Here is a 23,689-nt window from a genome sequence, read left to right as displayed (position 1 = left end):
TGTACGGCACTGCATCGGGGATGCAGTGCCGTACAGAGTGTCAGCTTTGCGTGTAGGTGTGGACGCTGTTTTGTGAGGATGGTAGATAGTTGACGCCGAACCAGCAGACCAGAAGCACGACAAACGAAAGTGCGAGATACCATTGCAGCTTGCTGCGGTCAATCTTGTAGCTGAAGGCGTGAAGATAACCGAGATAGGCCAGCCAGGAGAGGAATGCCCAGGTCTCTTTTGGATCCCAGGTCCAGTAATGGCCCCATGCCTCTTTTGCCCAAAGAGCACCAAAAATCAGGCCGAAGGAGAGCAGCACAAAACCAAGCAGAGCCAGATAGTGCGAGACGGATTCACCGTTCGTATTCTCTTTGTGTCGTATCTGGAGAGAGACGTTATGAAGCGCGGTAACTGAAGATGCGGCAAGCAGTACATAGCCGACCAGATAGACAATGACATGCGGAATAAACCAGGGGCTCTGCAGTGCGGGCATCAGGGTTTTATCAAAGACTTCGGGATGGAGCATGTTGATGACAAGAAAAAATGTCGCAAGTCCCATGCAGTAGTATTTCAGCCACTCAATCTTCCAGCGGTACTCGACCAGAAAGCCGACAAGAGGAATGAGCGCCGCATACCAAAGACGCGTTTCGCCAAGGGTTCGGAGTGGTGGACGGTCGAGGAGCGACCAGTAAAAGGCAATAAAAGCCACCATGACCAGCGCTCCTGAAAAAGAGATGATAAATGCCGGAATTTTCAGGGCTGGAGTACGGCGGGCCAGAAGGCTCAGCAGGGAGCCAAGAGCCCAGCAGGCAATTGCCGCTATTGCTGCAGTGTTAAAGTTGATTATCATGATGCGCTCTCTGTTCGTTTAATGCCATTCCAGAAAAACAGAATATTCCCTGCCATAATCATAAAAAAGCCAAGATAAACAGCCGGTAACCATGGGTCACGGATTACTTCGACCAGGCTCAGCTTTGACCAGCGTCCCGCTTTTTCATCATACCCCATCTGGTAGAGTTTCCAGTCCATAAATTTTACAGGTTTGTTTACTTCAAGATTTGACATCAATTCATGGCCCTGACTGTCCTGAACGGTAACGGCTGAGCGGAATGATTTTGGTGTGCCTGGTACCATGATAAGAAAGAGGTTTCCCAATGTGGCAGCGTCTGGTCTCAGGATCGGGCTTCCGGTGCTGATCCAGGTTTCCTGCTGAACGGAAGCGGCGCTGATCCTGATTTTTGCATAAGGAATACCGGTTGAGATCTCTGCTGGCTGAGGAATGCCCTTCTCCCCGGGAAGCGCAAAGGGAATGTAGTCGAGCACAAGAACGTCGAGTCCCTCCCATGAGGCGGTTGCACCCTTCCGGACTTCAATAACTGCCTGTGACTTGTTCATCAGGAGCTTGTCGTTGTGCGGATCATAGAGCAGCAGTTGGGGAGGATACTCTTCAAGGGAAAAGTCATGAAGGAAAACAGAAAACGGGAGTTGCTGCGGAGTATTGCTCCCCATGGTATAGCCGAGGTTTCCTGCTTTACCCTCTTCAACAGGGATAATAAGACGCTGGAGGTCAGAACTGCCGAAAATGCCGCATGAAAGGGCTATCCAGAAGCCCGCATGAAAGAGGATAAACTGGATATTTTTCATGCTGAACGGCACAAGCTTCCATGAAAGCGAGAGGCCGAGGTTGGCAAGAAAGAGGATGATGGTCAATGCAAACGGCCAGCTTGAAAAAATATGGTTGAACCCTGACCGGGCGGCCAATGAGCCAGAGGAAACGGCATCTTGTGGAACAATGCCCCCGATCATCGAAAGAAGAGCAATCGCAAAAATAAGGGAGAGTCCGAGAGGAATGCTTCCGAACCATTTCACAATGGGCGAATTCCTGAAACCAAGGCCGATGCTCAATATGAGAGCTGCGAAGAGAGACAGGGCTATGGCGTTGACAGGCAGCCGAGGCAGTACCAAGCCTCGGCCGGATGTGGCAAATTCAATAAAAAAGCCTGCAACAAGTGCAGACGCCGTAAACAAAACGGATTCCCTGAACTCCCAGGGTGTCTGAAACAAGCGACGCCGGACAACTGCCATAATGACTACCTGAACGTTATTATTAGTAAAAATGATCTGCGCGCCACTGCTCTCTGTTCGGTTACCCTGGAGCGGAGAAAAAGTCTTTTCTGAAACAGGTGGTCATGAATGCGTTGCAAGACCACACTGGATACGTCAAACCGGATGCATCTGTTATTCGTTGATTGCCCAGACACTTTTATGATCAAGTACAGGAAAAGTGATCCTGACCTGAGTTATTCATCAAAGCAATAAAAAAAGGGTGCAAAAAATATCACAATTGCTTATATAATTGATAGTTAAGTCAATAAATAAGACGCGATATTTATGCAATCCCTTCGTCCGAATATAGTCACTTCAGAGAGTACGCGACAAACATTATTTTTATTCAATTCTGCATCAGTTATTGCCCCGGTAAGAGGAAAAAAAGTGGCTCTGGATTTTAATGCTGGCAACATCACAAGCGATTCTGGTACAATAAAATGATTGCTGCAGCGTGAGCGTACCTCCTGTCACCGTTTTCGTGCAAACCAGTTCTGGCTGTTTTCAGGAAAACAAAGATCGGTGTGCATTTGCTATGGCATAACCGTACCATCGGATTCTCTCAACATGTCTGGCAATCTTTGAACATTTGCGTCATCAGTCCTGTCCAAAACCACGAGTAGTGCCATTTTTTACTCAAAATTTCTGTCTTGGCAGGCTTCACGGCCTATACAGGTTATAAAGAGTAAAAGAGGTGTCAGTTGCAATTGGTGCCTCTTTTTTTTGTAGGAGCCGATGGGAAAGATATTCTGTTTTTTTAAGTACTTTTTAAGCTGGCATTAATTGTGCTTTAGGGTTTTAATAGCTATTCTTGAGGCTGTCATGTTTCGGTATAAACTTTTTTCAGCTTTACGCAACGCATCCTGTTGCAGGTCAAATGCGTCAAGCCAATTTTTGTGGCTGCCCTGAAGATGCCGATCGCAGGAACAGGCAAGGCATCAATGCTGTTGGTTATGAAGCAGAAGGGGTGCTCAACTCTCGCTCTGGACTGTGAGTTAAGGCGATTGGAAGCTTTCTGTTCATCGGTTCAAGGATGATTTTTGGAGGCTTTTTCATGATAATGCCACACCAGTCGATGCTTTCGTCCTTATCGATATAGGCGCTATCCGCATAGAGTTTCTGGCCAGTGTCATGACGATCGATCAGGGTTTCAAGTTCCCGGCAATCATGAATCGCAGCATCGGTTACGGAGTAGGTCGTGATGTTCCACTGCTGGCTTTTACCTCTTTTTTTTCCTCACGGGTATTACGATGACGGCTTGCTTCGACAAAACCGGCATCAACGATCTTGCCTGTTTTAGCGAAGATACACTGGTGATCAAGTGCCTGGTTGAAACGATAGAACAGAGTGGCAATAATTTCTTCGGGGATAAGGGTTTGATGGAATTTCGACATGGTTTTGCTGTCAGGCCAAGAACGCGATCAATGCTCAAAGAGAGTGATGCATTAGCCTTTCTCGAAGATACCGGGATGGGATATCTGGCGGTTGACCAGTCGGGAAAGATATATTATAAAAATACGTAGTACAATTTTTGGCGTAACATCAATAACTTTTTTCTTATGCGAAAAACAAAAATGAGCCATTATGCTCTCAGGCGTACTGTGGCTATTCTTGGGCTTTTTCTGGTACTTTTCCTCAGGGTGAGTACCGTTTTTGCGGCGGAGTTTCTTGATCCTGAGCAGGCGTTCAGGATTACGGCTGAGTTGAACAGTGCCCGTTCAGTTGTGTTGCACTGGGATATTGCAAAAGGCTACAAGTTGTATCGAGATCAAGTTGCCGTTAGTGTTGAAAGCGGCAAAGCTGAGCTGAAGGCTCCTCTTTTGCCGAAAGCGATCATGATAACAGATCCTTCAACCAATGAGAAGATTGCTATTTATCATGATATGCTGCATGTTGAGGTGCCTCTTGTCAAGGCTGACGGGCCGTTTGTGCTGAATGTTGTCTACCAGGGTTGTGCTGAGGATGGCCTCTGTTATCCTCCAATAACAAAGCTTTTTAAGGTTGATCCGGCCCGACCGGGTCTGCTGTCACTCGCTGGTGAGGAGGCTGTTGCTGATCCTGTTGATAATGGCAGCGCCGATACCCGGAATACCGTTGATTCGGCTCCTGCAGCTCAGAGCGCTGCGAGCGCATCGGCAAAGGCAAGCATCAAAGACAATGATCTCTCTCTTGCAACGGCTACGCTTGCTGGTGGCAGTTTATGGAAAATTGCTCTTGCATTTCTTGCGTTTGGGTTGCTGTTGTCGTTTACTCCTTGTGTTCTGCCGATGGTGCCCATTCTCTCTTCCATTATTGTTGGTGAGGGAGATGTTACACGTCGCCGCAGTTTTCTGATGGCTCTTGCCTATTGCCTCGGGATGGCATTAGTCTATACATCGCTTGGTGTTGCTGCCGGTCTTGCGGGAGAGGGGCTTGCTGGCGCTTTGCAGAAGCCATGGGTTTTGGTGATGTTTGCGCTGCTTCTTGTTCTGCTCTCTCTGTCGATGTTTGACGTCTATCAGTTACAGTTGCCGGTTTCTTTGCAAAGTAAGCTGGGCAAGGCATCTGGTGGTTTAAAAAGGGGACGTTTTGTCGGGGTCTTTTTTATGGGTGCCTTGTCGGCGCTTATTGTTGGTCCTTGTGTTGCCGCGCCTCTTGCCGGTACCCTTGTCTATATCAGTCAGACTCGTGACGTGCTTCTGGGTGGCCTGGCGCTCTTTTCGATGGCGATGGGGATGAGTGTTCCTCTTTTACTTGTCGGGTTGTCTGCTGGTAGCTTGCTTCCCAAGGCTGGTGCATGGATGATTGGTGTGAAATATGTGTTCGGGCTTTTGTTGATTGCTGTTGCCATCTGGATGGTTTCGCCGATTCTTCCCGCTTCTGCGGTTATGCTTTTCTGGGGTGCTTTTGCTCTGCTCTGTTCGGTTTTTCTTGGTCTTTTTGATGCGTCAAGCGCAAAACCAACAATCGCTGACCGTTTCGGTAAAACGTTTGGTCTGGTACTTTTTGTTATCGGGTTACTCGAAATTGTAGGGGCTGCTGCAGGTGGCACCAATGTTCTTGAGCCACTTTCGCAGTTGCAAGGCGCTTCGTCGGCAAGTTCAGGAGAGGAGAAGAGTGTTGGTTTTACCCGAATCCGGACAGTTGCAGAGCTTGATCAGGCTCTGCTTTCAGCGAAAAAGCCGGTTATGCTCGATTTTTATGCCGACTGGTGTGTCGCCTGCAAGGAGATGGATCGCTTTACCTTTCATGATCCCAAGGTTATCGAGCAGCTTGGCAATCTGACGCTGCTGCAGGTTAATGTTACCGCCAATAGTGAGGATGACCGCGCCTTGATGAAGCGTTTTGGCCTTTTCGGTCCTCCCGGAATGATCTTTTTTGATACGAAGGGCAATGAGATTGCCGATAGCCGGATTGTTGGTGTTCTTGAAGCGCGTGCTTTTTTTGATCATCTCAACAAGTTTGTCATGAGCCATTGAGCGTTGTGCATTGAAAAAACTAAGGAGTACATCTCTTCATTCCGTATTCCCCTCTCTTCTTGCGAGTACGCTCTTTTTCTTTATGAAGAAGAGATTTTTTTCCTGAAGGAAAAGAGCGTGCTGGTCAAAGGAATGGCTAATATCAATATTTCTCTCCCGCAGGTGTGGGCACCCGCGCTCATTGATGCGCACAAAAAACAGCTACCTGAATTTGTGCGTTCTCTCAGCTTTCAGCAAGAGTTGATTGGCCTGAACCGAGTGCCTCGAGTTTAACTTTTGTGATTCCGGATTTTAAGAGTCCGATCTTTTTCGCTGCGCCTATGGATAAATCAATGACTCTCCCTTTGACATATGGCCCCCGGTCGTTGATGCGTACGATGACCTCCTTTCTATTTCGCAGATTGGTTACCCTTACCCAGGTACCAAATGGAAGTGATGGATGTGCGGCAGTCAGTTGGTTCATATTGAAGGTTTCGCCGTTTGCTGTTTTGCGACCGTGAAACTGGTTTGCGTAAAAGGATGCTTTGCCTTCGGTAACAGGAACGTGTGCCTTGTGCTGTCTGTATGCGCCCTTTTTTGAAGTGGCAACCGACTGGAGTGCATCCCCGGAAGAGTTGTTTTCAAGGCTATATTGTGTGTTTTTGCCCAAAACAGGAAAGGTCATCAACGTTGCTGACAGGGCTACAACAATCAGGATTGCTGCAAATGAAATAGGGAAAAAATGGTTTTCATGATTCATACGCTTACGGTTTAAATTCGCTTACCATTAACCCATGTGCTCAATGGGAATGGATAGAAATGAATGAAAGTTGCTCGATCATTCAATTGTTCTGTACCGTTCAATGTAAGGAAAATATATCAAAGTGGAAAATATCCGCATAACGCCTTGTTTTGAAAGGGCTTTTACGCTAAGTCGTGCATTAATGTCGTGATATTGGCCTGTTTTGTCGGGGAGTCATTGCTCTGGTTCTAAAACGAATGGAGTGTTTTAATTGCAGCACTGATTCTTTATTGTGAATAATCATTCATTACGTTATTCTGAAACAGGTTCCGGGGTTCTTTTTTTACCGATTCACGCTTCTTTCTGGCGTGTGTCTTGTGGGCTGTTTTTGTCTCCTTCGGTAGCTTTATTTGATTTTGTACTTATTATCTATATTATCCGGAGCAATTTTCTTGTTGTCAATACAATTATAGGGTCAATACATTTATTCATTTTCCTGGTTGATTATGTCAAAAATAGCTGAAGAGCCTGATTTACGTAACCAGTCAGGGCTGTCAGGCATAAAACGGCTTGCCGGGCTCTCTCTTGGTGCTCTCGGGGTGGTTTTTGGTGATATTGGTACCAGTCCTCTTTATGCTGTTCGGGAATGTTTTCATGGTGAGTATGGTATTCCAATCACACAGGTAAATGTTCTTGGTGTTCTTTCTCTGCTTGTATGGGCTCTTCTTTTGATTGTCAGCCTGAAATATCTGACCTTTATCATGAAAGCTGATAATGATGGTGAGGGCGGGATTCTTGCTCTTACCGCACTGATCATCATGCAAAGCAAGAAACAGGGTTATGAACGCTGGTTATTGGTTGTTATCGGATTGTTCGGAGCTGCTTTGCTCTATGGCGACGGCATGATTACTCCCGCCATATCGGTTCTTAGTGCGGTGGAGGGAGTGCAGATCATTGCGCCTGCATTCAGGGAGCTGGTCATACCGGTTACCATTGCTGTTCTTGTTGCTCTTTTTTTCTTTCAGCATCATGGAACAGCAAGAGTTGGGGCTCTTTTTGGGCCAATTATTTTTGTCTGGTTTGTGGTTATCGGTTTACTCGGCCTTGCTGAAATTATCCGCTATCCGCAGATATTGCAGGCTATCCTGCCCTGGTATGGAATCTCTTTTCTTTTGAGCAATCATCTTCAGGGTTTTATGGTTTTGGGTGCAGTGTTTCTCTCTGTTACGGGAGCTGAAGCACTCTATGCCGATATGGGACATTTCGGTAAACGGCCTATCCGGTTGACCTGGGTCTTGCTGGTGCTTCCTGCATTGCTCCTGAACTATTTCGGGCAGGGGGCTTTGCTGCTCGCTTTTCCAGAGCAGTCTCATCATCCTTTTTATGGTCTGGTGCCTTCCTGGGCAATGATTCCTATGGTGGTGCTCTCAACCTCGGCAACGATTATTGCATCTCAGGCCCTGATCACGGGCGTTTTTTCGTTGACCCAGCAGGCAATGCAACTTGGTTATCTGCCTCGTCTGACGGTGACGCATACATCCGATAAACATATTGGACAGATTTATGTTCCTGCGGCAAACTGGTCGTTAATGGTTGCTACTATTAGTCTTGTTGCGGGCTTTGGTTCATCCAGCAAGCTTGCTGCAGCTTATGGTGTGGCTGTTACGGCAACGATGCTTATCTCCACGATTCTGTTCTATTATGTTGCAAGGGATCTCTGGAAGTGGAACAAGATTGCCCTTAATGTTCTGATCGGCTTTTTTGCCATCATTGATCTTTCTTTCTTTGGGGCAAGTGCGACAAAGTTGTTTCAGGGGGCATGGTTTCCGTTGGCAATCGGACTGTTTATCTTTACGCTCATGCTTACCTGGAAGCAGGGACGCAGCCTACTGCTCCAACAATTGAAGGATCGTACCCTGACGATTGATGAGTTTCTGCAAAGTCTTTCGCTGCAGCAGCCGCACCGGGTACAGGGGCAGGCGGTCTATCTTACAGCCAATCCTGACGTTGTTCCCGTTGCCATGCTGCACAACCTGCGTCACAACAAGATCATGCATTCGGAAGTGGCTTTGTTCCATTTCAGCACGGAACGGGTGCCGAGGGTTCCAGACGGTCGCAAGGTAGAAGTGACCAAACTTGGTAATGGCGTTTTTAAAGTGGTTGCACGGTACGGATTTCTTGAGTATCCGAATATTCATCAGGTCATCTCGCTTGCAAATCGTCAGGGGCTCTCTTTCAGGCCAGAGGCAATCAGCTTTTTCCTGAGTCGGGAGAAAATTGTTACCGGCCTCAAGTCGAAAATGATTTTGTGGCGCAAAAAACTTTTTGCGTTGATGTCGCTTAATGCTCTCAGTGCAACGGCGTATTACGATCTTCCTCCAGGTCAGGTGATTGAGATCGGTGTTCTGGTTCAGATTTGAATCAGGGCGTAGTGATGGGGCGTGTTTGACGTTTACGGAGATGACGAACAGTATAGAATAAATTCATGACTGATTTTCTGCAACATATTTTTGATAATCCACTCTCATCACTGCTTGTTGTTAGCAATTTAATCATTATCGAAAGTCTTCTCTCTGTCGATAATGCGGCTGTGCTTGCCACTATGGTTATGGATTTGCCAGCGAAAAAACGGGCTGCTGCGTTGAAATATGGTATTATCGGAGCCTATGTATTCAGGGGGCTCTGCCTTTTTTTTGCCGCTTTTCTGGTGCAAATCTGGTGGTTAAAGCCTCTCGGAGGTCTCTATCTGCTCTATCTTGTCTGGGCCTGGCTGAAAGGTAAAAAAACCCCAAGTAAAGATGATGATTATTTCAACAAGCAGAGTAACTGGTTGTATCAATTGACCTCAGGCCGATTGGGGGCATTTTGGTCGACGGTTCTTCTTATCGAAATGATGGATCTTGCATTTTCGATAGATAATATTTTTGCTGCTGTGGCTTTTACCGACAATCTTATACTGATCTGTGTCGGTGTTTTTATTGGTATTCTGGCTATGCGTTTTGTTGCCCAGGGCTTTGTTGGGCTCATGGAGAGGTACCCGTTTCTCGAAACCTGTGCGTTTGTGGTTATCGGTTTGCTTGGTATCAAACTCTCATTTTCAGTGATAGAGCATTACTATCCGGAAATGGCTGTTATGAGGTTTATGGAGGGGCCATATGCCGACATCATTACCTCTGGAGTGACGGTTGCCATATTTGTTATTCCTGTACTCACGAGTCTGTTTTTCAATATTCCCGGAAAAAAGCGTACCTGAAAGCGGGACGGTGCAAAAATGTCGCACAGGAGAAGTTCATGTGTTAAAAGGCTGTAGTATATGTGCTATATAGTTTTGTATTTTACATCCATTGGTCCGTGAGCATATGATGGGCAGCTTTTTTCATTTCGTACAACTTTATTGATTAACGAACAGCATTTTTCATATGTCGTCAAATTCAGGATTCAGTCAACGGCTTCGGGAATATATTCTCCAGAAACATGGTTCCATCAACTCTTTTTGCAAGGCCGTCGGGATAAAATATCCGGCACAGATGACTCCCTATCTTCAGGGAAAGTGTCGGCCCGGTAAAAAAATGCTTGAGCGTCTTAGAAATGATGGGGCAGATATCCAATGGTTGCAGAGTGGTCATGTCAAAGATTATCCTTTGGCTCCGCTGAGCAATGCACTGGCTTTTTCCCGCTCCCGGATGGATATCGATAATTTGTTCAGGCAGGTTCATCTCAATGTTGGTGGTGAGAGTGATCGCTTTAAACCGGTCATAGAGGCTTATGCAGTTATTGATCATGCAGAACGCCTGGTTGATATGACCGGATCGATTGAAACTTTTTTAGGCTATGAAGCCAATGCGTTGTCAGAGGTTGGATTGGCCTCTTTGATTCATCCTGAAGACTATGTGCTTGTGCAGAGTTCATTACACCGACAACGGCAGGAAGATGATATTGTAACGTTTCATTCAAGATTTAAAACCGGCGAAGGCAAGTATATGCTTGTGGAGTGGTGCCTCTACATAAAGTGTAAACCGATGTCAGATTTAAGAGAGTATACCATGATTTTGAGAAAGTCAGGCAGTTAGTTTTTTTCCGGTTTACCTGTTTTCCTTGTAATTGAGAGGATGTTATTGTTTTCGGCGTTTTCTGAAAAAAATTTGTTTATCCTTTTTTTATTTGTATTAATCGGAATAGGCAACAGCGAACCAATAACGTTCGATCATACAATCGGAAAGGAGGTCAAGATGGCACAGTTCAGAGCCGGAGACAAGATTATCTATCATAAGCCTAAAAGCTCATTTTGTCCGGGCCCCAGGGCTAAGCAGGTTTTTCCTCTTGAGCACGGTGAGGAGTATCACTATGTGGTAGACAAGTTCTGGAAAGTCGATAAGGTTAATGAGGACGGCACGCTTGATGTCGTTACCCGGACAGGCAAAAAAAACAAGCTGCAGGCCAGTGACCCCAATATCAGTAAAGCTCATCTGCTTCAGCATCTTCTCTATCGCAAGCGCTTTGTGGGTTGACCGCATCTGTTGTGCATTGATGACCGTCTCGCTCGGGTGATGCTTCCGGGGTGCCTGGGCCTGATTATTTTTGGCTCTTATGCACAAACCGGCATCCTTGACGTGCGGCCCAGTTTGGTGTTGCCTGTTGTCCTGAAGGAAGAATGGTCTCTGACGACAGGGTAGCATTGTTGAAATTTGCGTCCATAATGTTTGCACCTTTCAGGTTTGCGCCTTCAAGATTCGCGCCTTCAAGATCCGCTTCAAAAAGTGATGCTCCTTCGAGATTTGCCCCACTCAGATTGGCATTGCCGAGTTTCGCTCCGTAAAGTAATGCGTTCGAAAGATTACTGTTGCTGAGATCAGCCCCTTTCAGAAATGCACGGTCAAGGTTTGCTCCTTGAAGATCAGCTCCCTGCAGCTTTGCAGACTTCATCTCCGCTTTGTGGAGATCGGCTTTATGGAAATCGGCACCAGCCATGTTGGTGTTTTGAAAAGAGCTTTGTTCAACACGGGTTCGGGCAGCAGTTGCAGGCTGTTTTCTGTTTTCCGTTATGTTTTTTGCGCCTGTTTTGGTGATTGTGTTCTTTTCTGCAAGGAGTGGTGTTTTGTAGGTCATTGCCTCGTTTTCCTGTTCCCTGACGAATGATGCATTGTGTAGTGCACTCCAGCTTGCTGTGGCTTTTTTCCCTGAGGGCAGGATGGTATTGTTTGATAGCGTAGCCCCGTTGAGATTGGCTTGTTCAAGGAAATGCGCATTTTTCAGATTTGCACCTTTCAGGTCTGCACCCGCAAGATTCGCTTCGAAAAGAGTGGCGCCAGTCAGGTTCGCCCTGTTAAGGTCACCATTTTCAAGCATAGCCCATCTCAAATTTGCTCCCTCAAGGTTGGCTTCCCGCAACACAGCACCTTTCATGAAGGATCCCTGAAGATTTGCTCCAGTAAGAGAGCTTCCTGTAAAGTCACTCTTTCTGAGATTTGCTTTTTTTATCAGGGCCATTGTCAGGTTTGCTCCTTTCAGGTCAGCCATGTCAAGTTTTGATCCGTTGAGTTTTACCCTGATTAACACGGTTTTGCCGAGGTTCACACCAGTCAGGTCGAGATCTTCAAGTTCCGCCTCTTCGAGGTCGAACGCTCCTTCGGGGTTGGCAAGACGCATGGAATTCCAGGCCGAAACCCCTTTTTTCAGCGTACTGAAGCTCTCCTGATCGTAAGCGGAGGCCGTGCGATTCACGGTGAGGCAAGACGCTATAAAAAGCGAAACCATGACGATGGGATTTTGTTTCATGACGGTGTGGATGATTGTTGGCATAGAAACGAACCCGCCTCCTTTTGCCGGGCTAACGACTCCTTATTCTTGAAAGTAATGAAATTCCCGCTTCGTCGAGAAACTTAATTGCAATCATTCAGGGTTTAGATACTCATGCATTCTTGAACCATGAGTTGTTTTCAATCTTCTGAATGGAGTATAATGGAACGTAATAAAGTGTATAATGGAAAAGTGCTCGTTGTTGGGGCTACGGGGAAGTGCGGTCAGTGGGTGGTAAAGAGGCTCCTGTATTACGGTGTTCCGGTAAGAGTCTTTTCAAGGGAGCGCGATAAAGCTTTTCGTTTGTTTGGTGAGCATGTTGAAATTATTACTGGCAAGATTCAGTCTGTGTCCGATATTGCGCTTGCGGTCAAGGGGTGCGATGCGGTTATCTCGGCGCTTGGTTCCAGCTCCTATTCTGGTGAGTCGTCGCCAGCCGATGTGGATCGGGATGGGGTGAAGAGGCTTGTTGATGAAGCTTCGAAAGCGGGAGTGAGCCATTTTGGACTTGTCAGTTCTCTTGCTGTTACCAGGTGGTACCATCCGCTGAATCTTTTCGCTGGAGTGTTGCTGAAAAAATGGGAAGCTGAAGAGCATCTCCGGTCGGTTTTTTCAAGACCAGGTCTCTCCTATACCATTGTCAGGCCCGGTGGTTTGAAGGATGGCGAACCCTTGCATCACAAACTGCATGTCGATACCGGCGACCGATTATGGAGTGGCTGGATTAATCGCTCTGACGTTGCCGAGCTTCTTGTCGTCGCTCTATGGGTTGAGAGAGCCAAAAATAAAACTTTTGAAGTGGTCAATGATATTGAGGAAGAGCAGTCAGGTCTTGAACAATACTATGATCTGCTTCCAGAGTAGATTGTTCAGGACCTTGGCTCTGTTCAAAAGGAGTTTTTTACAGGTTTTCGATGGCATGCATCAGTTCCTGACCGCTGAATGGCTTTTTCAGGGTGGTGTTTGCCCCGAGGGCGTCGGCTATGACGAGGTAGTTTTCAGGGCTGACTTTTCCTCCACCCGAGATGGCTACGATTTTTATAGATGGGTAGTGTTGCCGTACTTCAATAATGGTTTCAATACCCTCTTTTTCGGGCATAATGAGGTCGGTGATCATAACAGAGACGTCCGGGTTTTCCTGCAGAAGCAACAGGCCGCTTTTGCCGTTATCAGCCTCGATGACGGTATGTTTTTTTCTCTGCAGAATCATGCTGATAAATTTTCTTACAGCCGCGTCATCGTCGATAACAAGAATTTTCATAAGGAAGAAGATTAAGTGTTTGTTCCAAAAATTACGTCATTGATTGTTGAGGCTAACTCTATGAGCTTGACCGGCTTTTTGAGGAATTTGCAAATCCCGTGATGGTTGAGATGAGAGGTGTGCTCAATATCTTTTTCATACCCGGTCATCAGTATCACCGGCAGTTTCGGGTTTTTCAGGTGCAGTTCATCGGCAAGTTCAACGCCTGTCATCTCTGGCATGGTCAGGTCGGTGATCAAGAGGTCGAATTGTTCCGGGTTCTTCCGAAACAGTTCAATCGCTTGCAGGGGCGAGCTCACTGATTGTATTTTGAATCCAAGTTTCGCGATCATCATGGTCATCATCTTGAGTACTGTCGGCTCGTCATCAACAAAAAGAATGTGGCCATATCCTTTTGTACAGCAATCAGCAATGGGTAGTGGAGGGGCTTCTTCATTGATGACAGGAAGATAAATATTGAAGGTGGTTCCTTTTTCTGCACAGCTTTCAACAGTAATCTCCCCTTTAAAGCTTGTGATGATGCCATGGACAACGGAAAGTCCGAGACCAGTCCCTTTGTTAACCGTTTTTGTGGTAAAGAAGGGTTCGAATATTCGTTCCAGGGTGCTTTCATCCATCCCTGTTCCTGTATCGGAAATGCTGAGCCTTACATAGTTTTCCGCTTGAAGTTTCGGGAGCAGTTTTTGCAGGCTGGTTTCGGGAGTGACCTCTTCGAGTTTAATGGTGAGCAAACCGCCTGATTTTTCCATTGCCTGAAATGCATTGATGCAGAGATTGACAATGACCTGATGGATTTGCGAGGGATCGGCAAGGATATTGCGGCAGGAGTTATCAACCTCTTTTTCGATGGTGATTGTTGAGGGTATTGATGGACGGAGAAGTTTCAATGCTTCATCAATAATTTCCTGAACGCTGACAATATTCGGAGTGCTTTCCTGGGCCATGCTGAATGTCAGGATTTGTGCTACAAGATTTTTGGCACGTTCTGCAGCCTTAATAATTTCACTGAAGTATTCCTGCTGGAAATCATCATTACTCGGGCTGAGTATGCCCATTTCGGCATAGCCGAGGATCGGTGTCAGGATATTATTGAAATCATGCGCAATACCGCCGGCGAGTGTTCCTATGGTTTCAAGACGCTGGGTTCTGCGGAGATTTGCTTCGAGCATCTGGTGCTCCTTTTGTGCTGTGACACGTTCCGTGACATCAAACAAAATGCCGTCAATTCCTGTGAATGTGCCGTCGGGTGAAAAAACGGACGTTTTTCGGTCTTCGAGCCACTTGACTGAACCGTTTTTCATGAGAATACGGTAAAAAAGGGCCTGAGATGTTTTGGCCAACCTGAGTTGGAGGTTTGATGTCGAGACCGTATCCCGCTCTTCAGGATGGATTATTCTGCCGGTTTCAAACAGTTCATGTTCAAACTCCTCTTTGGTATAATCCAGCAGAATATCACCCATCATCGAGAGCATTGTCGTTTTGCTCTCTTCATTGGTTTGATAGACAGCCCCGGGAATATTGTCGATGAGGGCCTTGAATTCCTGGACGATCCTTTTTTGAACCTCACTGGTTCTCAGGGCTTGTTCCGCTTTTTTCAGTTCGGTAAGGTCGACGACCAGTCCCCGAATGCCCTTGACCAGACCGTTATGAATGATTGGTAAACTGTAGACCTGTGCCGGAAAGGTGCTGCCATCTTGTCGGAGTGCGGTATATTCTTCGGAAATACTCTGCCCTTTTTTTATTGCGTCCAAATGGAGCAATGCTTTTTTCGCATCCTGCGGAACACAAAAATTGATGGCGAACACTCTTTTTTGGGTGATATCGGGGGTGTAGCCGAAAACCTCGAGGCTTTTGGCATTGGCATAGGTTACCGCGCCTCTTATATCCGTTTCAAAGAGCGTAAGGGGAAGAAGTTCGGTCAGCTCCCTGAATCGCTTTTCACTCTCTCGCAAGCTCTTTTCGGAGAGTATCCGCTCAGAAAAGTCGCGGCTTATTCCAAACAGAACGGGTTTGTTGTTCCAGATGCCTTTTGTGATTTTGGTTTCGACGGGTAACAGTGTTCCCGATTTTGTCTGTAAGGGGACAAGACAGGAGCTCTTGTCACCAGCAAGCATTCCTTCAATATTGCGTTTTACGATCTCCCACTGCTCTTCGGGGTGAAAATGAAGCACATGTTTGTCGAGGATGGTTTCTGCTGAGTAGCCAAGTTTTTTTCGGACAGCGGCATTGGTATGAATAACATTGCCCTCCGTGTTGATAATGAAGAGGAGATCATCAATGGTATCAAAGAGTGACTCAAGGTTGCTTTTTGCTTCAGCAATTGCCTCCTCCTGTCGAGCCTGCATGATGGCTGAACCGATATGTGCGGTAATGGTTTCAAGCCCTTTCCGGGAAAATTCAGGGACCTGTGTCAGAGTGTGGGAAGCGACATTGAGGCAGGCAAGAACCTCTCCCCGGTAGGTGATCGGGAGGATGGCGATAGCCTTCAGTTGTTCGTTCCGGTGTATTTTCTTTTTTGCAAGGTCAAGATCATAGAACTTGTGGTATATCGGTTTTCCCTTCAGGATCAACTGGGCATTCTGGGATTCGAAGCTGTATGATGCTGAATTATTGATAAATGATTGCGGCAATCCTTCATGAATGGAAAGAGTGATGGTTTCGTCAAGTTTGTTGACCAGGTAAATGCCTCCGCAATCCAGCCCGGAAGCTTGAATAGCAGCATGGAGGCAGGTTCGGAGGGTTTCGTGGACAGACGATGATTGATTGAGTTTAATGGCAAGATCAAGTTCTGCCTGGATAAAGTGCTCAACTTGCTTGCGTTGCAGTGCATTTGCAATGATTCCGCCAGCAAGCTTCAGGATGGAAATGGTTTCCGGCATCCATTCCCGTTCCTCTTTTACGGCATCAAAACCAATATAGCCGAAAGGGTATGACCCTGCGACAAGAGGAATGACAATCAGCGACTTGATCTGTTGGGCCTCAAAGATCTTTTTTTCGGCTGACGCCTCCACTTCCATATCAGCGATCCGGGGAAGATGAATGATCCGGTTGTTCCTGATCTGCTCCATCCACCAGGGGAAGCCAATGGTTTCAATTCCTTTAAGTGATTCGAGTTGTGGCTTAACCTCATAGGCACACCATTCATGGGTGTTGTCCATCAAGCGAAGATCATCACGGAACTGGAAAACATAGCTTCGGTCGGCTTCGACAAAGTTACCGATAAGCTGCAGCGTGTTATAGATCATCGCATCAATATGCTCGAAGGGCAGGTTGATGAACTGATTGGAGAGGTCTGTTACGATACGCTCGAAAGTCTGGGCGTGTGAAAGTGCCTGTTCAATATTTTTTCGTGTACTGATATCCTGATGGGAGCCAACCATGCGCAGAGGATTACCATCTGTGTCACGTTCGAAGACCATTCCCCGGTCAAGTATCCAGACCCAGTGTCCAAGTTTATGACGCATCCGGAGCTCTATTTCATAAACCGTTGTTTTTCCGGAAAAATGTTCTTCAAGTCGTTGCCGGGAAAGAGGCTGATCATCCGGATGACAGAGTCGCATCCAGGTGTTGATCGATATCGGTTGCAGCTCATCGAGGCTGTAGCCAATCAGAGAGGCCCACTCCGCATTGATTTCGAGCTCTCCTGTTTTGATATTCCAGTCCCAGTATCCAGCTTTTGTCCCTTCCACCACCATCTGGAGTGTGCGGTTTGATGTGTCAAGGGAGGTGGCTCTCTCTTCAAGGTCGTGAAGCTTTTTTCTGAGTTCGGCATTCTCTCTTCGCAGTTGCTCCCGATCGATGTCCAATTCTGGTCTCTCTTTTTCCATGGTGTGTTGCATTTCCAGCCCTCTTGGAGGATTGGGTTCATTTCACGGTCGATATCAATCATTGCTGTTGCTGACTGATATCGCCATCGGTCGGTTAACAGGCAAGGCATCCTGAAGAATTCTCACGAGTGAGGAATGCTTGCGTGATCTGTTGTTGTTTTTCCGTTGCGGGTACTCAAGTTCCCTCTTTTCACTGTCAAAGATAGCTGTTTTTCTTGCTAATGGGCTTTTTATTTCTTTGTTACGAGATCCGATTGCAGCGTCACGCGCCGCTCAGAATCCTCATGTATCTTGTTTCTATCCTGTTTTTTGCTTTTCGTTCAGCTTGTTTTTGAAAATGGTCATATCGATTCCTGTTGTGACCAGTAAATTTACCAAAACGGAAACCGTGATGTACCAGGTCCATGCGAGTCCCAGATATTTCAGGAGAAAAACAATGCTCATACTGGCAACGAGACCAATGCCAAGGCTTGCAGGATGAAAGTCCCGTTTGCTTTTTGATAACAGAAAAAGTCCCAGCAGTCCGCCGTAGGTAAAGGATGCGATTTCAAGGCCAACAAGGATGATCGATTTGTCGCTTTCATCGAAAAGAAGAGCTATACCGATCAGCACGGCAGCCCATCCGAGGCTGATAAGGCGCGATCCCTTCAGTGAGATTCTTCCTCCGAGGATATCGGTAACGGTCGATGCTGCAAGGGAGTTTATTGAGGAGGCAATGGTCGACATTGCGGCTGAAAGGATTCCCGCAAGCAGAAGTCCTTTCAGGCCAGATGGCAGGTAGTTGACAATAAAGGATGCGAATTCACGGTCTTTTTCAATGGTAATGCCCTCCATGAAGAGGTAGATGAGTGAGCCAGCCAGCAGGAAAATGGTAAACTGGATAAAGACGAAAATGCCGCTTCCGATCAGTGCTTTTTTTGCTTCACCCAGATTACTGCAACCAAGGACTCGCTGTACCATCATGAAATCGACCCCATGGGAGGCAAGTGAGAGAAAAATGCCGCCGAAAAATGCACTGCCGAAAGCCATGGGATTGACAAGCATGTCGTTGCTCATATTGAAAATATGCAGTTTTCCGGCATCGGCGAGTGTTGAAAAAATATGCAGAAGTGGTTCATCAAGGCGAAGCAGAATGAAGACAATGGTAATGACACCACCTAAAAAATAGAGACCGAATTGGACGCTGTCGAGCCAGACGACCGTTTTCAGTCCGCCTGAAATGGTATAGATCAGAGTTACCGCTCCAATAATGATAATGGAGAGGGGTAAAGACCAACCCGTTACCGCTTGCACGACGACTCCTGTTGCCAGAAACCTGACTCCATCACCGAGGATTCTCGTTACCAGGAAAACGACTGATGCCAGTTTTTGCATGCCAGAACCAAATCTTGAACCGATTATTTCATAAATGGAGGTGACGCCCTCTTTGAAATATATTGGCAGGAGCAGGGAGCTTACAAGGATTCTTCCGACGATATAGCCAAGGGGTAACTGCAGAAAGGACCAGTCACCCCGATAGGCAAGTCCTGGTACACTGACAAAGGTAAGTACAGAGGTTTCTGTTGCGACAATCGAAAGCATGGCGACAATCCAGGGCAGTTTGTGGCCTCCGAGAAAATAGTCGCTGGTATTTTTGTTCCCTTTTCCTTGCAGGAGTCCGAAAAGGATATTACCAGCCAGAAAGATGACGACGATGGCAATGTCAAGCAACTGCATAAAATTCGATAGTAGTAGACCGGTTTGTAAGTTGTTTCAGTGCGTTTGGTGCTGAAGGGTTGTTTTCGGTCATGGCTCGTAGAGATGAAAGCTTGATTTCAGTTCTGAAAATGCAGTTTCGTTTTTCAGCCATGACGCAAGAGTGATGTTGATGTCACTGCCACTCAGTATGGACGTCCGGATGCTGGAGTTTCCAGCCAGAAGATCGAAGGCTGGTATGGTGTTGTTGAATTCATATACGCCTTTCAAAAATTGCAGGTGTTCAGGATAGAGTTCCTGGAGCGCAGCAGTTATGGCAACTCCGGTGGCGAAGGAGCGGAAGCGGCCATGATCGGTCACATGCAGCCAGATGCCGCCGATGACCTCTCCAGAGAACTTGTGAAAAGTCGGTTTGAACCATACCGGGTGAAAGATAACTCCTTCGAGCCCGAACTTTCGGCAGCGTTCAGCGAGGTCGTCCGGTTTTATAAAGGGCGCACCGAAAAGCTGAAAGGGGGTTGTTGTTCCTCTTCCTTCAGAAATGTTCATTCCCTCAAGCAGGCACATGCCGGGATAAACCTCGGCTGTTGCAAAAGTGGGCATGTTCGGTGAAGGAGGAATCCAGGGCAGACCCGTTTCCGGGAAAAGCATGGAGCGTTGCCACCCATCCATTTTGATGACGTGCAGATTGATGTCAAGTTTCTTGATATCACGGTAAAGAAGAGCCAGTTCGCCGACAGTCATGCCATGCCGAACCGGTATTGGAAAAATGCCGACAAATGATCGGAATGAGGGGTCGAGCAGAGGTCCTTCAACAAGGGATCCCCCAAGGGGATTTGGACGGTCGAGTACAATGATCTCAAGATCCATGCCGGATACGGCTTCCATGAATAGTGCAAGGGTGTTGATATACGTGTAGTAACGGGAACCGACGTCCTGAATGTCGAAAAGGATAAGGTCAAGATTGTCGAGTACTCGTTTATCGGGAAGAAGTGATGCTGCAGTATCTCTGTAGAGGCTGATCACCTCACATCCAATTTCCGGCTGGCAGGTTACGGCTATCTGATCCTGCTCGGTAGCGAAGAGTCCGTGTTCAGGAGAAAAAATTTTTCTGACATGAATACCCCTCTCCCTCAATGCATTCCATGAGTATTTCAAATCAGGGGTTACAGAGCTCTGATTGACGATAAGTCCAATGTTTCTGTTTTGAAAATGCTCACTTTTTCTGAGCAGGATCTCCAGTCCTGTTGCTACCATCTTTTTTTTCTGGTTTGTGTTGGATTTTCCATGATTATGCTGCTGTAAGGGTCAGCAATGGTATTGATAATGGTCTTTCCGGGTTTGATGGCTACTCCTGGCAGGAGTACCGAATTTGTAATGGTGCACCCTGCGCCGATGGAGCATCCCTTGCCGACAATTGAGCATGAGATGCTGGCTTCCGGGCTGATGATCGCATCCGGAGCGATCGCATGTGGAGCGATGCCAATTGTCTGCTTCATTGGCAGAGCCAGATTGTTCATGATCAAGTTTCGGTTAATATTTGCGAGCCAGTAGCTATGCATGGTTCCAATATCCATCCAGAGACCCTTGTGCTGGTAATAGCTTAATCCTCCGTTATCAATAAGTCCTGTAAACCCTGTATCGACAATCCCTGAAAATTCCGCTTTCAGATAGCGAAAAATTGCTGGACTGAGAATTGCAACTCCAGTGTAGATGAACGAGGAGAGAAGAGCTGTTTTACGCAGGTTCCTGAAGTCTTTAACAAGCCCTCCTTCAACACCCACATATCCTATCGCAATGGCTTCCGGTGTCTCAAACAGGGTAAGGGTGCCTGCACGTCCCATTACCTGATGCTGTTTGATGAGTGCACTGAAATCAATATCAGAAATAATATCGCTGTTGACCAGAATAAAATCACCATCATCAAGGAGCTTTTCACATTTTTTCAGGCCGCCCCCTGTCCCGAGAATGATTGGCTCTTCTGAAAACGTGATGTTCAGTCCAGTCAAATTGCTTGATTCAATAAACTGCCTGACAGTATCGCCATGATGGTGGATATTGCAAATAATCTCTCTGATTCCCGCCTGTTTCAGGAGATAAACAGAATAAAAAAGGCTGGGAATATTGAGAATGGGGATTAGTGGTTTCGGGGTATGATCGGTCAGGGGACTCAGGCGAGTACCGAGTCCTGCGGCCAGAACGAAGGCTTTCATCGGGTTGTACCTTTCAGGATAGTCTGCAGGAGTTCTCCTGCTCGTTTCAATTCAGTTCTTGCTTCAATATATTCATGCAGATAGGCCAATGTCGGTTCTATGGAGTGTTCAAACAGGCCGCTTTTTCCTGTTCTTGTTTGATAACAAAAGGTACCTGTAGCCTTGATGTTCCGTTGAAAGGCCATAATATCGAAATAAAAAAGGTATTCATCGAAGCTCATAGTGGTCAGTTCATTGTTGCAGAGTGCATGATAGTGATAGGCTTTCAATTCTTCTGTCAATGAGGGTGAGAGCTGTACATAGGAGTCTTTTATCAGGGAAACGGCGTCATACTGTGGCAGACCCATGCGGGCGTCCTGAAAGTCAATAATAATCGGTTTATTCTGATGAATAAGAATATTCCGGCTGTGAAAATCCCGGTGGTTAAGAACGAAGTGCTGTGGCTTGACAAGGAGTTCCGCGATGGCTTCAAATTCATATCGTAATCTTCCGATTAACTGCTGATCGAATATTGCTGCAAAATAGTCCAGCAGGCCATACTGGATAAAGAAATCAAATTCAAGCATGAGTTTTTTTTTATCAAAACAGATGCTGAAGGGGATCTGGTTGTTGTGGCCTCTTATTGACTGAAGTTGTATCAGAATATCGATAATATCCCTGTACCGGTCAGGTAGTGTGTGTTGTAATGAGCTATTGAAAAGATTTTGCAAGAGAAAGTCGCCGCAGTCCTCAAGAAGCATGATGTTTGTTTCGGCATTGATGGCCATTATAGCCGGAACAGGAATTGCGTGTCGGGCTAACAGAGCGTGCAGTACCAGAAAAGGGTAGGTATCGGCTGATGATGGGTTCAGTGCAGGATCGTAACAGGCGACAGAAGATTCAGTGGTGCCGGTAACCCTGAAATACTGACGGCTTGAAGCATCACCCTGTATTTTTGTGATGGAAAGAGGCTTGCTGCAGCAGGTACTGAAAAGAGTTGCAATATTTTTCTGGATGGTCATACAGCAGTTTCGAAAAGTCCTTTGCGGAAAGCAAAAAAGCACCTTGTACCAAAGGTATAAGGTGCTTTTTCAAAAAAAAGAGTTCTTACTTTTTCGGGGCAATAGCAGATGAAACACTCTGCAAGACCTGTGTAGCAGTATTTGCAACGCTGCCGATCAGATCAGTTGCGCTTTTTGCAAGAGGCCCAATAGCATCCGCATGAACTTTAAGGCTGTCGTTCATGAAATTCATCTGGAGCTGAACGATTTTTCCTGCTGTATCAACAATGCTGTTGATAGCGCCTGATACGTCAATGTTTGTTCCGTTTGACATGGTGTGTTTTGTTTTGAGGTTATTGAAAAAAAAGTTGTTGAATAAATATTGACCATGCACTTGTCGTGCGTTTTCAACAAGTTAAAATATTTTCAATTGCAGAGCAAATAGAAAAAGAGGTGTTGGAAAGGAACGATCTGCATCACAGAAAAAGTATAGGGATTCTTTGGAGAGAGAGATGAAGTGAGGTGGTTTGCGCTGCATAGTAAAGAAAGCGGCCTCTCTCCAGAGATTGGCCGCCTGGTGACTTTTACAATGCTTTTACTGCTTCGCACAAGAGGTGGCCATACTTTCTGACCGTGCGGATATCGCGGAAACCGAGTGATTCAAGAATCTCCTTGTAGGCACTTTGCTGCTTGAAGCCGAGTACTGAAAACGGCATGCCGGCGCCAAGGATATAGTGGCTCAGATAGTCAAAGTTCGGATTTTCCGGATCATCAATGATCATGTCGAGGATGAGTACCTTTCCGCCAGGAGTAAGAGCGTCATAAGCTTTTTTGCAGAGCATCGTGGTTAACTGTTCATTTGCAGAATAAAGGATTCTGCAGAACATGATTGCATCTGCTTCCGGATAAGCGTCTTTGTAAATATCAACGGCTGCACCTTTCAGGCGATTGTCAACTCCTTTTTCAACAGCATTTTCATTCACCAATTCCACTGCGCCAGGCAGGTTAAGAATGGTAGAATGGAGCTGAGGGAACTTTTTCAGAAGTGCTGCTGAAATATCACCAATACCACCACCAACATCTACAAGTTTTTTTGCTGTTTCCAGATCAGCCTCTTCGAGCAGCAGCATGATGGCGAAATAGGCATTACTGCGATGAATTTCCTCAAAATATAAATTGTCTTCCCGTGTTACAGGAGGGTAGGCAACTTCGCCCTTGAAATTCATGTTTCCTCTGACGGCATCAGCTATCTGCAGATAAAAATTTTCTGAAAGGTTTGCCATGGCTTTGGCCACAGGGATCATGTACAGGTTCTGGTTTTCGTGGTTCGGGAGAAACATTTTTTGAGCAAAAGGGGTGAGGCTCCATTTGCCACCCGTTTCTGCGGTAACTCCGATCTGTCGTAGTGCCTCAAGTAGCATGATGAGGCGTTGAGGAATTGCACCAGCGCTGGCTGCAAGTGTTTCTACATTTTTTGCCTCATCAGCAAGTAGAGTAAAAAGATCAAGTTCAAGAGCCGCCTTAAAACAGCCGAACTCTACAAGACCTTTAAAAATAAGTTCGTTGGCTCTGTGGTTTTGCTTCAGCAACTCGTTGGCGTCCATAATAAAATGCTATGTAGTTAAGAAAATTTACACGTTACTG

The 23,689-nt window shown here is 46.4% G+C and carries 19 protein-coding genes; 7 read left to right on the top strand and 12 right to left on the bottom strand.

Translation table 11 applies throughout. The annotated features are described in order from the left end of the window. Positions 1–40: 40 nt before the first annotated feature. Positions 41–838 (bottom strand): cytochrome c biogenesis protein, encoded by a 798-nt coding sequence (locus PPHA_RS13680; RefSeq protein ID WP_012509395.1) that lies wholly within the window; start codon positions 836–838, stop codon positions 41–43. Next, positions 835–2,073 (bottom strand): cytochrome c biogenesis protein ResB, encoded by a 1,239-nt coding sequence (locus PPHA_RS13675; protein ID WP_012509394.1) that lies wholly within the window; start codon positions 2,071–2,073, stop codon positions 835–837. The genes PPHA_RS13680 and PPHA_RS13675 overlap by 4 nt, the downstream gene beginning before the upstream one ends. A gap of 1,271 nt (positions 2,074–3,344) precedes the next feature. On the opposite strand from PPHA_RS13675, the gene PPHA_RS16440 reads away from it, so the two are divergent. Beyond that, positions 3,345–3,617, top strand: coding sequence for a hypothetical protein (locus tag PPHA_RS16440; protein ID WP_223293934.1), 273 nt, complete (start codon positions 3,345–3,347; stop codon positions 3,615–3,617). A gap of 36 nt (positions 3,618–3,653) precedes the next feature. Further along, on the top strand, positions 3,654–5,552 hold the full coding sequence (gene dsbD / locus PPHA_RS13665) for a protein-disulfide reductase DsbD (RefSeq protein ID WP_012509393.1): 1,899 nt from the start codon (positions 3,654–3,656) through the stop codon (positions 5,550–5,552). Between the two features lie 223 nt (positions 5,553–5,775). Here the strand turns inward: dsbD and PPHA_RS13660 are convergent, their stop codons facing one another. Then, positions 5,776–6,291, bottom strand: a complete 516-nt coding sequence (locus PPHA_RS13660) for a septal ring lytic transglycosylase RlpA family protein (protein WP_012509392.1) — start codon at positions 6,289–6,291, stop codon at positions 5,776–5,778. A gap of 488 nt (positions 6,292–6,779) precedes the next feature. Here PPHA_RS13660 and PPHA_RS13655 point away from each other — a divergent pair, with 488 nt between their 5' ends. The 4 genes from PPHA_RS13655 to PPHA_RS13640 all read left to right on the top strand — a co-directional run bounded on the left by PPHA_RS13655 (position 6,780) and on the right by PPHA_RS13640 (position 10,781). After that, a complete protein-coding gene (locus PPHA_RS13655; protein ID WP_012509391.1) occupies positions 6,780–8,693 on the top strand; it encodes a potassium transporter Kup in 1,914 nt (637 codons plus the stop codon). 65 nt (positions 8,694–8,758) lie between these two features. Next, positions 8,759–9,526, top strand: a complete 768-nt coding sequence (locus PPHA_RS13650) for a DUF475 domain-containing protein (RefSeq protein ID WP_012509390.1) — start codon at positions 8,759–8,761, stop codon at positions 9,524–9,526. Positions 9,527–9,692: 166 nt separating this feature from the next. After that, the gene (locus tag PPHA_RS13645) at positions 9,693–10,343 is read left to right on the top strand and encodes a PAS domain-containing protein (protein ID WP_012509389.1); all 651 of its coding nucleotides are present in this window, start codon (positions 9,693–9,695) and stop codon (positions 10,341–10,343) included. Between the two features lie 159 nt (positions 10,344–10,502). Then, on the top strand, positions 10,503–10,781 hold the full coding sequence (locus PPHA_RS13640) for a hypothetical protein (RefSeq protein WP_012509388.1): 279 nt from the start codon (positions 10,503–10,505) through the stop codon (positions 10,779–10,781). A gap of 64 nt (positions 10,782–10,845) precedes the next feature. Here PPHA_RS13640 and PPHA_RS13635 read toward each other — a convergent pair whose 3' ends face one another. Beyond that, a complete protein-coding gene (locus PPHA_RS13635; protein WP_012509387.1) occupies positions 10,846–12,072 on the bottom strand; it encodes a pentapeptide repeat-containing protein in 1,227 nt (408 codons plus the stop codon). Positions 12,073–12,231: 159 nt separating this feature from the next. Here PPHA_RS13635 and PPHA_RS13630 point away from each other — a divergent pair, with 159 nt between their 5' ends. After that, a complete protein-coding gene (locus PPHA_RS13630; protein WP_012509386.1) occupies positions 12,232–12,933 on the top strand; it encodes an SDR family oxidoreductase in 702 nt (233 codons plus the stop codon). Between the two features lie 37 nt (positions 12,934–12,970). Here PPHA_RS13630 and PPHA_RS13625 read toward each other — a convergent pair whose 3' ends face one another. The 8 genes from PPHA_RS13625 to bchU form a co-directional block, all read right to left on the bottom strand. Further along, positions 12,971–13,330 (bottom strand): response regulator, encoded by a 360-nt coding sequence (locus PPHA_RS13625; RefSeq protein WP_012509385.1) that lies wholly within the window; start codon positions 13,328–13,330, stop codon positions 12,971–12,973. Positions 13,331–13,341: 11 nt separating this feature from the next. Then, a complete protein-coding gene (locus tag PPHA_RS13620) occupies positions 13,342–17,169 on the bottom strand; it encodes a PAS domain S-box protein (RefSeq protein WP_012509384.1) in 3,828 nt (1,275 codons plus the stop codon). Between the two features lie 285 nt (positions 17,170–17,454). Continuing rightward, entirely contained in the window at positions 17,455–18,873 is a 1,419-nt protein-coding gene (locus PPHA_RS13615; RefSeq protein ID WP_012509383.1) for a sodium:solute symporter, read from the bottom strand. Positions 18,874–18,942: 69 nt separating this feature from the next. Then, positions 18,943–20,109: an exo-beta-N-acetylmuramidase NamZ family protein gene (locus PPHA_RS13610; RefSeq protein ID WP_012509382.1), complete on the bottom strand. Its 1,167-nt coding sequence runs from the start codon at positions 20,107–20,109 to the stop codon at positions 18,943–18,945. Further along, positions 20,103–21,065, bottom strand: a complete 963-nt coding sequence (locus PPHA_RS13605; RefSeq protein ID WP_012509381.1) for a sugar phosphate nucleotidyltransferase — start codon at positions 21,063–21,065, stop codon at positions 20,103–20,105. The genes PPHA_RS13610 and PPHA_RS13605 overlap by 7 nt, the downstream gene beginning before the upstream one ends. Next, entirely contained in the window at positions 21,062–22,066 is a 1,005-nt protein-coding gene (locus tag PPHA_RS13600) for an aminoglycoside phosphotransferase family protein (protein ID WP_012509380.1), read from the bottom strand. The genes PPHA_RS13605 and PPHA_RS13600 overlap by 4 nt, the downstream gene beginning before the upstream one ends. Before the next feature lie 85 nt (positions 22,067–22,151). Further along, on the bottom strand, positions 22,152–22,379 hold the full coding sequence (locus PPHA_RS13595; RefSeq protein WP_012509379.1) for a hypothetical protein: 228 nt from the start codon (positions 22,377–22,379) through the stop codon (positions 22,152–22,154). 250 nt (positions 22,380–22,629) lie between these two features. After that, positions 22,630–23,649 carry a bacteriochlorophyllide d C-20 methyltransferase BchU gene (gene bchU, locus PPHA_RS13590; protein WP_012509378.1) on the bottom strand — a complete coding sequence of 340 codons (1,020 nt, stop codon included), beginning with the start codon at positions 23,647–23,649 and terminating at the stop codon, positions 22,630–22,632. Between the last annotated feature and the right edge of the window lie 40 nt (positions 23,650–23,689).

Origin of the sequence: Pelodictyon phaeoclathratiforme BU-1 (genome assembly GCF_000020645.1) — a bacterium.
GTDB lineage: Bacteria > Bacteroidota > Chlorobiia > Chlorobiales > Chlorobiaceae > Chlorobium > Chlorobium phaeoclathratiforme.
This window is presented reverse-complemented; position numbering and strand designations above follow the sequence as displayed.